This is a genomic window from Burkholderia sp. Ax-1719, assembly GCF_011753055.1.
Classification (GTDB): Bacteria; Pseudomonadota; Gammaproteobacteria; order Burkholderiales; family Burkholderiaceae; genus Paraburkholderia.
On the sequence record NZ_VWWJ01000055.1, the window covers coordinates 1 to 10,893 of the forward strand.

At 64.2% G+C, this 10,893-nt stretch carries 8 protein-coding genes and 1 pseudogene; 8 read left to right on the forward strand and 1 reads right to left on the reverse strand.

What is annotated here, in order from left to right; genetic code table 11:
* From F3J17_RS35635 to bcsR, 5 genes and pseudogenes are all read left to right on the forward strand, one after another.
* Nucleotides 1-212 (forward strand): annotated as a pseudogene (locus tag F3J17_RS35635) (hypothetical protein); the annotation flags it as partial.
* A complete protein-coding gene (gene bcsQ / locus F3J17_RS35640) occupies nt 209-1,066 on the forward strand; it encodes a cellulose biosynthesis protein BcsQ (protein ID WP_167070492.1) in 858 nt (285 codons plus the stop codon). The pseudogene F3J17_RS35635 and the gene bcsQ, both read left to right, overlap by 4 nt.
* Complete coding sequence (bcsA, locus tag F3J17_RS35645; protein WP_167070494.1) at nt 1,063-3,702, forward strand: UDP-forming cellulose synthase catalytic subunit; 2,640 nt, start codon at nt 1,063-1,065, stop codon at nt 3,700-3,702. The genes bcsQ and bcsA overlap by 4 nt, the downstream gene beginning before the upstream one ends.
* Nucleotides 3,703-3,784: 82 nt before the next feature.
* Nucleotides 3,785-5,374, forward strand: coding sequence for a cellulose biosynthesis protein BcsG (gene bcsG / locus F3J17_RS35650; RefSeq protein WP_167070496.1), 1,590 nt, complete (start codon nt 3,785-3,787; stop codon nt 5,372-5,374).
* Nucleotides 5,375-5,581 carry a BcsR/BcsP family cellulose biosynthesis protein gene (gene bcsR, locus F3J17_RS35655; protein ID WP_167070498.1) on the forward strand — a complete coding sequence of 69 codons (207 nt, stop codon included), beginning with the start codon at nt 5,375-5,377 and terminating at the stop codon, nt 5,579-5,581.
* Nucleotides 5,582-5,602: 21 nt separating this feature from the next.
* On the opposite strand, the gene F3J17_RS35660 is transcribed toward bcsR, so the two are convergent.
* Nucleotides 5,603-6,688: a hypothetical protein gene (locus tag F3J17_RS35660; protein ID WP_205195116.1), complete on the reverse strand. Its 1,086-nt coding sequence runs from the start codon at nt 6,686-6,688 to the stop codon at nt 5,603-5,605.
* Between the two features lie 79 nt (nt 6,689-6,767).
* Between F3J17_RS35660 and F3J17_RS35665 the strand changes: the two genes are divergently transcribed.
* The 3 genes from F3J17_RS35665 (at nt 6,768) to rpoD (ending at nt 10,333) form a co-directional block, all read left to right on the forward strand.
* Nucleotides 6,768-7,103: an XRE family transcriptional regulator gene (locus F3J17_RS35665; RefSeq protein ID WP_167070500.1), complete on the forward strand. Its 336-nt coding sequence runs from the start codon at nt 6,768-6,770 to the stop codon at nt 7,101-7,103.
* A 290-nt stretch (nt 7,104-7,393) separates the two neighbouring features.
* Complete coding sequence (locus tag F3J17_RS35670; RefSeq protein WP_167070504.1) at nt 7,394-7,822, forward strand: GFA family protein; 429 nt, start codon at nt 7,394-7,396, stop codon at nt 7,820-7,822.
* A gap of 528 nt (nt 7,823-8,350) precedes the next feature.
* Nucleotides 8,351-10,333, forward strand: coding sequence for an RNA polymerase sigma factor RpoD (rpoD, locus tag F3J17_RS35675; RefSeq protein ID WP_167070502.1), 1,983 nt, complete (start codon nt 8,351-8,353; stop codon nt 10,331-10,333).
* The last annotated feature ends 560 nt before the right edge of the window (nt 10,334-10,893 follow it).

Consider the following 10,893-nt stretch of genomic DNA (forward strand, 5'->3'; position numbering starts at 1 on the left):
TATGGCGCCTGCGTCTGGGCCGCTATCTGCCCGACTGGGCCAAGCCCGCGAGCCAGCGTCCGCTCGAACTGCCGCAGCAGCTCGACGCGCTCGTGATCCGCGGCAAGCGCCGCAAGGATCTGGTGATCCGCCGCCCATCGGCCGCGCGCGCCGCCACCCCCGCGCCCGCGCATGCCGCCTCCCAGGCCACTCTCGCGGAGCCACGTTCATGAAAACCGTCGCGATCGTCTCCGCCGTCGGCGGCGCGGGCCGCACGACGCTCGCCGCCTCGCTCGCGGGGCTGCTCGCCGCGCGCTCGCATACGGCGCTCGCCATCGAATGCGATCCGCGCAACGTGCTCGCCATGCATTTCGGCCTGCGCGAGAGCGCGCGCGAAGGGCTCGTCACGCAGCTCTACGACCCGAACCCCGCCAGTGACGCCTGGGCCCGCGCCGCGCTGCAAAGCGACGACGGCGTGCTGGTGCTGCCCTGGGGCAGCGTCACCGCCGATGGCGAGCCGACCACCCACAGCAGCGACGACGGCGATGGCAGTGCGCGCCTGGACGCCAACCGCCGCTGGCTGCGCGAACTGCTCACGCGCGTGGATCTGCCCTCAAATACGCTGGCGCTGATCGACACCGCGCCCTGGCCATCGGCGCATGCGCGCCAGGCGATCGAAGCCGCCGATATCGTACTGGGCGTGCTCACGCCCGATGCCGCCGCCTGCGCCACGCTGCCGCGCTTTACCGAGGCGCTGGTGCGCGCAGGCAAGCGCACCGCCTTCGTCGCCAACAACGTGGTGCCCGCCCGCCAGCTGCACACCGACCTGATCGCGCTGCTGCGCGCACGCCTGGGCCCGGCAATGCTGCCGTATATCGTTCACGCCGATACCGGCGTGCCCAATGCCTTCGCCAGCGGCGCGAACTTCTGCCGCAGCGCGCCCGGCTCGCAGGCCGCGCACGACCTCAACGGCATCGCCTCGTGGATCTCGCATTGGGCCACCGGCGCGCTGGCCGAGTTGCAAAGCGATCTGCCCGAAGGCGCGAGCCCGCCGCCGCCGGACCGCTTCGCCGGGGGCAGAAGATGATCCGCGCCCGGGTGCAGACGTTCTGGGCCGACTACGTGAGCGATCCGCTGGCCCGTTACTGGAGCGCGCTCTGGGCAGGCCTGCGCCGCGTGAGCGCGCCCGAACTGAGCGTGGCCCCCGATGCCGGTTTCGGCCAGTGGCTGCTGCGCCTGTTCTTCCGCCCGCCGCGACCCGGCAAGCGCGACTGGCCCGCACTTGCCTTCGCCACCCTCGGCGACGATATCGTCGCGCGCCTGAACATGGGCCGCGACCGCAGCAAGAGCGCCTGGATCTTGCGCCTGTTCCTGCGCCCGCGCCGCGCGCGCCGCCGTTTCGCCGCCGACCTGCGCAAGCTCCACAAGCAGCCGCATCCGCACAGGATCGCGCTGCGCGTATGGCTTGACCGCAAGCTCGAACCGCTGTACCGGCGCGGCAAGCAAGCCAGCGCGGCCATTGCGGCACGCCTGCCGTCGATCAACTGGGACGGCATCCGCGAACGCCTCGAAAAACTCTCCGAAGCGCTCGACCGCGTGCCTTTCCTGCGCCAATGCCTGCTGTGGCTCGCCTTCATTGCGGCGGTCACGATCTGCACAACGCCGCTGCCGCTGGGCGACCAGGTGCTACTGTTCTTCCTCGTCTGGCTGGTGGTGATGCTTGCGCGCCGCGTGCCGGGACGCCTCGCCACCATGCTGATGGTGATGCTGTCGATCATCATGACGGGCCGCTACGTCTGGTGGCGCTCCACCCAGACGCTGCACCTGACGAGCGCCGCCGAGGCCATCGTCGGCTATATCCTGTTTGCCGCCGAACTCTATACGTGGATCGTGCTGATGCTCGGCTACGTGCAGACGGCCTGGCCACTGCGCCGCAAGCCCTCGCCGCTGCCCGACGATCCCGCCGACTGGCCGACCGTCGACATCTACATTCCCACGTATAACGAACCGCTTTCGGTGGTGCGCCCGACGGTGTTCGCGGCAAGCACGATCGACTGGCCGCGCGACAAGCTGCGCATCTATCTGCTCGACGACGGCGACCGCGACGAATTCCGCGACTTCGCCGCGCATGTGGGCGTGGGCTACATCCGCCGCGAGGAACACACGCATGCGAAGGCGGGCAATATCAATCACGCGCTCAAGCTCACGTCCGGCGAACTGATCGCAATCTTCGACTGCGACCACATTCCCACGCGCTCGTTTCTGCAAACCACGGTGGGTACCTTCCTCGCCGATCCCAAATGCGCGATGGTGCAGACGCCGCACCACTTCTTCTCGCCCGATCCGTTCGAGCGCAACTTCGACACATTCCACCGCGTGCCGAACGAAGGCAGCCTGTTCTACGGCCTGATCCAGGACGGCAACGACTTCTGGGACGCCACCTTCTTCTGCGGCTCCTGCGCGATCATCAAGCGCGGCCCGCTGGAGTCGATTGGCGGAATCGCGACCGAGACGGTGACCGAGGACGCGCATACGTCGCTGCGTCTGCATCGCCGTGGCTTCACTTCGGCGTATCTGCGTACGGTGCAGGCCGCGGGCCTCGCGACCGAAAGTCTCGCAAGCCATATCGGCCAGCGCATCCGCTGGGCGCGCGGCATGGCGCAGATTTTCCGGCTCGACAATCCGTGGACGGGCAAGGGCCTCTCGTTCTTCCAGCGCATGTGCTACAGCAACGCCATGCTGCACTTCTTCTACGGGCTGCCGCGTCTGATCTTCCTTGTGATGCCGTGCGCGTATCTGTATTTCGGACTGCACGTCATCAATACGCCCGCGACGGTGATTCTCGCGTACGTGCTGCCTTATCTGGTGACCGCTGCGATCGCCAACTCGCGCATCCAGGGGCGCTACCGGCATTCGTTCTGGGCCGAAGCCTATGAGAGCGTGCTGGCCTGGTACATCGTGCTACCTACCACGATCGCCGTGGTGAATCCGAAACTCGGCAAGTTCAATGTGACGTCCAAGGGCGGTCATATCGAAGAGGATTACCTCGACTGGACCATCTCCACGCCGTATCTCGTGCTGCTGGGGATCAATGTGGTGGCGGTGCTGTTCGGTATCGGGCGGCTGACGATCTGGCAAACCGACGAACCCGCCACGGTCGGTATGAACCTGTTCTGGGCCTTCGTGAATCTGACCGTGCTGGGGCTGGCCGTGGGCGTGGCCAAGGAAGCGCGCCAGGTGCGCGTAGCGCACCGCATTCCGCTGCGCGTGCCCGCCATGCTGACGCTGCCCGATGGCCGCACGCTCGCCTGCAAGACCGAGAACTATTCGATGGGCGGTCTTGGGCTCGTGCTGCCTGTCGAGGCGGGCGAGGAAAAGCTCGCGTCCGGCGAGCGTGTGAGCGTGTGCCTCTCACGCGGCGCGGTCGAACACGACTTCCCCGCCGTGGTCGCGCGGCTAGCGGACCGGCATCTGGGGATTCGCTTCGAAGACATGTCGATCGAGCGCGAGCGGCGTCTCGTCGAATGCACCTTCGGTCGCGCCGACGCCTGGCTCGAATGGGAAGACGTACCGCGCGACGATGCACCGCTCAACGGCCTGGTCGAGCTGATCATGCTGAGCTGGCAAGGGTATCTGCGTCTGGCCGACGCCTTCTTCGACGCACTGGAGAACATCTTCATGCGGCGGCGCGAGGAACGAGGCAAGCCCGCGCGGCAGCCTTGAAGCCAGGACGACACGACCGCTCGCAACACCGCCGCACATAACGCAGCACAAACGCCGCAATAACGCTGGAACGCGATACACCATGGGCCTCTGGAATCTCTACTTCGCCGCCAAGCTGTACCTCTTCTCGCTCGGGAAGCTGCAGGTCATCTGGCTGCTGAATATCCTGTTCGCGATCGCGCTGCTCGTGCCGCTGCATCTGCGCTGGCTGCGCATCACGCGCAATGTGCTTGCGGTGCTCGCGGGCATCGCGCTCTTCTATCACGAGTCGGGCTGGCCGCCGATCAGCCGGGCGATTTCGCAGATTCCGGTACTGCTCACCTTCACGCCCTCCTACATGCTGGAACTGCTGGGGCGGCTGGTTTCGCTCAAGGCGATCATCGCCGTCGTGCTGGCGGTGCTGCTCTACTTCCTGATCAACCGCTGGATCCGCGTGACGACGCTCGTGCTGATCGCGCTGGTGGGCGTGCCGCTGTATCAGGGCGCGGGCACGCTGGTGGCGAACGCCACCAGTGCATTGGCCCAGAACGGCGGGGACGGCAGCGACAGCGAAGGCCGCAACGCCAATGAACCGAAGAACGAGCAGGCTGGCGGCTACGACCAGCAGCTCGCGGCGTTTCGCGCCAACGAAGAAGGCCGGCGCGTGAATTTCACGCCGATCACGAGCGATGCCAGCGCGCAGTTCGACATCATCGTCGTGCATATCTGCTCGCTTTCGTGGGACGACATGGACGTGGTGAAGCAGCGCAGCAACCCGCTGTTCTCACGCTTCGACTACATCTTCCAGAACTTCAGCTCGGGCGCGAGCTATAGCGGGCCGGCCGCGATCCGCGTGCTGCGCGCCACCTGCGGGCAAGAGCCGCACAAGGGGCTGTACGATCCCGCGCCGCCGGAGTGCCATCTGTTCGCGCAACTGGCCGCAGCCGGTTACACGCCGAACGCGCTGCTCAACCACAATGGCCGCTTCGACGACTTCCGCGGCACCGTGCTCAAGGAAATCGGCGTACCGGGCGTGACGATTCCGTCGAACGACGGCCTGCCCGTGTTCATGAAGGAGTTCGACAACTCGAATCTGGTCGACGACTACGACGTGATCGCGCGCTGGTACAAGCAGCGCATCGCGGCGGGCGGCGGGCCGGTCGCGCTCTACTACAACACGGTGTCGATGCACGACGGCAACCGTCTGCCCAACACGAAGATGACGAGCCTGGAGTCGTATCCGATCCGTCTGCAAACGCTGCTTGGCGATGTCGACAAACTGATCGATCTGGTCGCGCAGTCCGGACGCAAGGCGGTGATCGTGTTCGTGCCCGAGCACGGTGCGGCGCTGCGCGGTGAAGAGAACCAGATCGCCGGCATGCGCGAAATCCCGACGCCGCATATCGTCCACGTGCCGGTGGGCGTAAAGGTCGTGGGTCTACCTGCGGGCACCGAGCACGCAGGCGGTCCCGTGACGATCGATCAGCCGACGAGCTATCTGGCGCTCGCGCAACTACTGGCGAATCTGGTGGCGAAGAGCCCGTTCGCGGTCGGTGCGCAGCCGCTCGCGCAGTACGCGCAGAACCTGCCGCAGACGCGCATGGTGGGCGAGAACGAGGGCACCGTGACGATGACCACGCCGACGGGCTATGTAATTCACACGCCGGACGGCGTCTGGGTGGAGGGCAAGTAAATGGCGCTGAAACTCTGGGGGAACGCCGGGCGCACGCGGCGCAGCCCGCTGCTGCCTGGCGACATCGACGCGCTTGCACGTCTTGTCGATGGCGTCGATGCCGAGCGCTACTACGACGTCCAGGCGCAGGACGCCTGGCTGGAGGCCGCCGGGCGCTGGCCGCTGGTGGCGGCGGCGCTGGGGCTCAAGGCAGATCCGGAAAAGTAGGCCAACTGACGTGGCCCGGCCTCAGGAGAACGTCGGACGGCCGCGTTTTTGCGGATGCGGCCAGGCATCGTCTTGAGGTAGCTCCATGGTCAATTGCGTCCAGTCCGCTTCACGTGATGCGGCGCGCGGGCGAGCGGCGCGTAGCAGATCGCCTTGCGGATTGGCTGATTGTCGCGTAGGCCTGGCGGGGCGCTCGTCCGCCGCCATATCGAAGAGGTCGCGCGCAAACAGTTCGTGCGTCTCGCCGCAGCTCGCCATGATTTGCGGCTCGATACGTCGGTTGAGGGCATTGGGCGATTGCGCCTCGTTCTCCGCCTGAAACGCGGCGCTCAGTTCGCGCGCCTTCGCCACCAGTTCGAACAGATCGCTCGTGACGCCACGCGTCTGTTGCGCCAGCGCCTCGCTGCGCAGACGCTTCGTGAGATCGACGTAGGCGTCGAAATCGGCATTGCGCACCGCTTCGTGCAGTCTCGCCATATCGCGCGCCTTCACGCGGGTGGGCTGCACTAGCTTCACGAAGTACGGCGCTTCCAGCTCCACGCCGAACGCCACCGGATAACCCTTCGTGCCGAACTCCGCCCCTGCGCGCGGCGGCTGTGCCGCGCCATCCACACGATCCACCACCACCGTGCCCTGCGAGGCGCACGGCGCTTTCGCCGTGCTGACGCTGCGCAGACGCTCGGGCTGCACGCGCAGGCTGCTGCCGAGCGTGAGTTCCGTAGGCGATGCGCAGACGAGCGCGTAGTGATGGTCACGCAACTTGCCAGACGGCAGGCGCGTGCGGCTGGTCACGAACACATGCTGCGGCAACTGGCGCACCTGCCCGCTCGTATCCATCCAGGCATTCCACACGAACGCGTCTTCGCGCCGAACCTCCGCCATACGCGGACGGCTGGCCGCCGGCGAAAACAGCGCCAGCAGCGACCCGGTACGCAGCGCGGCAATCTGCGCGCTGTTGCCGAGTGACTGATTGATGCCCCACAGAAAACGCCCGCCACCCAGACGACGCTCCCACTCCTTGCGCAGGACGATCGTCGACAGATCTTCTCCTGTTTCGGATCCGATCCTCGACCAGCAGAACGTGGGCGGTAGGTGTTTCAGTGCCATCGACTTCCTCGAAATGCGCCGTGCCCGCCTATACGGCAAGCAATTCAATAAGTGCTACTGTATAGATATAATGCATGACATGGAAGTCCCAGACACTCATTTCCCCGTGCAGGAACTGTTGCGCCGGCTGGCGGCGGACACCCGTTCGTCCAGCGAAATCGCGCGGCTTTCCGGGGTCAGCCAACCGACCGTCTCACGGCTTCGGCTATCGAATGGACGCAGGCTGCGGCGCAGCGCGTCATTCAACAAGCTATGCAGTTTCTACGGCATGAAGGCGGCGGCGCGGCCTGCCGCGGCTTATAACGAGCTGCTGCGCAATGCCATCGTCGATGTCTGGGACGGCTCGGAAGAGCATGGCCGCGCGTTGCTCGTCGTGATCAGGGGGCTCAAGGAGCTGCGGGAGCGGGCCGGCTGAGGGTCGATCGGCTTGAGGTAACCGGATTTGGGATTGAATTCGCGTCGAAGGGCGTGCGAGACGCGAAAAAGGCAGGTTTAGTCGCTTTACGGGCTTGCCTGTGTGCCTTGTCGCACCGACATTGCATAGAAATCGGCCAGATGCGGGTTTGAAGGTCCCATAAACGGTGACCTTTCGCTTCAGTCGGGAACCTATGCGCAAAGGGCCTCGAATTTCCGGGACGCGTCTATATATAGAAGAGGAAATCGCGGAACGTCGTCGTTGCTCGCCTGACGCCCTTGTCAAACACCATGAACTCAACGCCTGTCGAAGAGACCCGTCCACTGTTGCGCGGCCAGTGCCTTTGTGGCGTGGTGCGCTATGAGGTCGAGGACGCATTCCGTTACGCCTTCAACTGCCATTGTTCGCAGTGTCGGCGCGCGACGGGCGCGGCGTTCAAGCCATTCGCGGGAATCGAGCGGCTACGGTTGCGCCTTGAACAGGGCGCGAGCGAGGTTGCGATCTACGGAAATGTTGCCGCAGCGCATGATATCCATTGCCGGCACTGCGGCTCGCTGCTTTATTCCGTGGTGCGCGAAGGCGCCTGGGCACATGTGACGATGGGCACGCTTGTCGATGCCCCCGCGATCCGCCCTCAGGGCCATCTATTCGTCGGCTCAAAGGCGCCCTGGTACGAAATCACCGATGCATTGCCGCAATATGAAGAATTTCCTTCGTAATATTCCGGGCCATGTGTTGAAGTCAACGCAGAAGGAGCCAAATACGTTCATAATAGAAGGTTGTCGCGTTGCAACTGCCGTAGTGGGGAGCAATTGCAGCGCGTCACGTGCGCCCATGCGCCATTTCGACGCAATTTTGCTGCGGCACCGCCTGGCCGTTTATCCACTGAAGGAAAACGTGCGAACCATTGGCCGGTTATTGCGTCAAATCTCGCGCTTGAGAGAACGCGGAGCGCCTGAAGGCGCCATTCAGATCTCGTATCCAATTCGTTTCGACCCTGCGAAGGGCGATCCGTGCGTCCGCGCGACGATTCGGGTTGCCTCGCTTGGCGGAACGCACTACCATACGCGATCTTTCTGCATTGCACGAAAATCCAGGACGCCACGCCCTTGTGCGTTTGGCGCTCGCTCGGCGGGCCGGCACGTGCCCCCGCCCATTCCCCTGCAATTTCGTCATCGCCAGGACGCCACGCCGCTGGCGCGTGACCCTTTTTGCCCTCGCCGGGCATTCCTTTCGAGGAGAATGTATTGACTAGCCATGACCGGGAAGACGCGCTGGCCTCGTCGTCTACCCGCACCGCACGCCGCGGATCCAAGGACAAGACCGGCGATACGACTCAAATGGACGGTTCTTCGCAACTCGAGAAGCGCCAGCACCAGATGCGCGCGCTCATCAAGCTCGGTCGCGAACGTGGTTATCTGACCCACGCCGACATCAACGACCACCTGCCCGATAACTTCGCGCAGACGGCCGCGCTGGAAACCATTGTCGCGACGTTTAACGACATGGGTGTGCAGGTCTACGAGCAGGCGCCGGACGCCGATACGCTGCTCCTGAACGACGAAGCACGCGCAGACCAGCAAGCCGACGACGAAGCCGACGAGGAAGTCGAAGTCGCCCTGTCGACCGTCGACTCCGAATTCGGCCGCACGACCGACCCGGTCCGCATGTACATGCGTGAAATGGGTTCGAGCGAGCTGCTCACGCGCGCGGGCGAAATCGAAGTCGCCAAGCGCATCGAAGACGGCCTGCAGGAAATGATCCAGGCGATCGCGGCTTGCCCGTCGATCGTTGCGACGATTCTCGCCGACGCCGACCGCGTTGCTGCGGAAGAGATGCGCATCGACGAACTCGTCGACGGTATCGGCAGCGGCGACGCGGAGCAGGAACCCGCGCCGGCAGCAGCCGAAGCCGACGCAGACGACGCGATCGAAGCCCAGGCTTCGGACGAAGAGTCGGACGACAGCGACGAAGACAGCGAAGAAGCGGACAACGCCAAGGCCAACGAAGCCCAGCTCGCACAGCTCAAGGCCGACAGCCTGGCGATCTTCGCACGCGTGCGCGCGCTGTTCGAACAGATGACCTGCACCACGGACACCGATGCACGCGCAACGGCCGCCGAAATGCAGATCTGCGCGGACATCCAGCAGGAACTCGCACCGATCCGCTTCACGGCTCGCACCATCGACCGTCTGTGCACGCTGCTGCACGAACAGGTCGCGGCGATCCGCGCGATCGAGCGCAATGTGCTGGCCATCGTCGTTGACCGTTGCGGCATGCCGCGCGAAGCGTTCATCGAACAGTTCCCGGGCAAGGAAACCGATCTTGAATGGGGCGTGCGTGCTGCCGCTTCGTCGAGCAAGTACGGTCCCGCCATCGAGCGTAGCCTGCCGGCCATCCAGGCCGAACAGCGCAAGCTCGCTGAGATCGAAGCCGCTGCTTCGCTCTCGCTGCAGCAGATCAAGGCGATCAATCGCCGCATGACCGCTGCCGAAGCGAAGATGCGTCAAGCCAAGGGCGAGATGGTCAAGGCCAACCTGCGTCTGGTGATCTCGATCGCGAAGAAGTACGTGAACCGCGGCATGCAGTTCCTGGATCTGATCCAGGAAGGCAACATCGGCCTGATGAAGGCGGTGGACAAGTTCGAATACCGCCGTGGCTGGAAGTTCTCGACGTACGCGACGTGGTGGGTGCGTCAGGCCGTGACGCGTGCGCTCGCCGACCAGGCGCGCACGATCCGCGTGCCGGTGCACATGATCGAAACGATCAACAAGCTGAACCGCATCTCGCGCGAGATCCTGCAACAGACCGGCATGGAAGCACATCCTGCCGATCTGGCCGCTCGCATGGGCATGACGGAAGAGAAGGTGCGTGGCATCCTCAAGATCGCCAAGCAGCCGGTTTCGCTCGAAAGCCCGGTCGGTGACGACGGCGATGCAACGCTTGGCGACATGATCGAAGACGCGTCGTCGAGCTCGCCCGCCGATGCAGCGATCCACGCGAACATGCGTGCCGCCATCGACGAAGCGCTCAAGGCGCTGTCGCCGCGCGAAGCCAAGGTGCTGCGTATGCGTTACGGCATCGACACGACCTCGGATCACACGCTTGAGGAAGTGGGCAAGCAGTTCGACGTGACGCGTGAGCGTATTCGCCAGATCGAAAGCAAGGCGATGCGCAAGCTGATGCACCCGAGCCGCGCCGACAAGCTGCGTCCGTTCCTGGAGCGTTAATCGCTACTGGAGCTGGAACGAAAAAGCCCGTCACGAAGGTGACGGGCTTTTTGTTTGGGCGAATCGTTTACGCTTAATCGAAGTATGTTGTTGGTGTGCTGCTGCTCGCACGGGGCGGTGTCGGATAAACAATCACAGCATCTGGACTGCGTGTTGAGCGGCGTGGCGTCTGTGCGATGGCTTCCGTTCAACATCCGCCTTGAGGCGGGGTTAATGCGCCAGCTAGCAGTTCCGCTAGCTGAAGCGATATTCGATCCGCACGTTGTAGATGCGAAAAAGCCGCCTCTTCGACGGCTTTTGATCGGCCTTTAATTCGCATTCGAATTCAATCAAGCTGTCTCTAAATCGGTATTGCGGATCATTCTGCGCATCGCCGATGCTTCGTGCTTTTCGACGCGCGTAAACGCCAGAACCCCGGTTCTCTTGCGGAGATACCGGGGTTCTGGACGTACAGCATAAGGAGCCTGACGATTACCTACTTTCACACGGGCAATCCGCACTATCATCGGCGTGGAGCTGTTTCACGGTCCTGTTCGGGATGGGAAGGGGTGGGACCAGCT

Coding starts and splice junctions, on each gene's coding strand:
- bcsQ (WP_167070492.1), top strand. CDS start 209: ATGAAAACCGTCGCGATCGTCTCCGCCGTCGGCGGCGCGGGCCGCACG.
- bcsA (WP_167070494.1), top strand. CDS start 1,063: ATGATCCGCGCCCGGGTGCAGACGTTCTGGGCCGACTACGTGAGCGAT.
- bcsG (WP_167070496.1), top strand. CDS start 3,785: ATGGGCCTCTGGAATCTCTACTTCGCCGCCAAGCTGTACCTCTTCTCG.
- bcsR (WP_167070498.1), top strand. CDS start 5,375: ATGGCGCTGAAACTCTGGGGGAACGCCGGGCGCACGCGGCGCAGCCCG.
- F3J17_RS35660 (WP_205195116.1), bottom strand. CDS start 6,688: ATGGCACTGAAACACCTACCGCCCACGTTCTGCTGGTCGAGGATCGGA.
- F3J17_RS35665 (WP_167070500.1), top strand. CDS start 6,768: ATGGAAGTCCCAGACACTCATTTCCCCGTGCAGGAACTGTTGCGCCGG.
- F3J17_RS35670 (WP_167070504.1), top strand. CDS start 7,394: ATGAACTCAACGCCTGTCGAAGAGACCCGTCCACTGTTGCGCGGCCAG.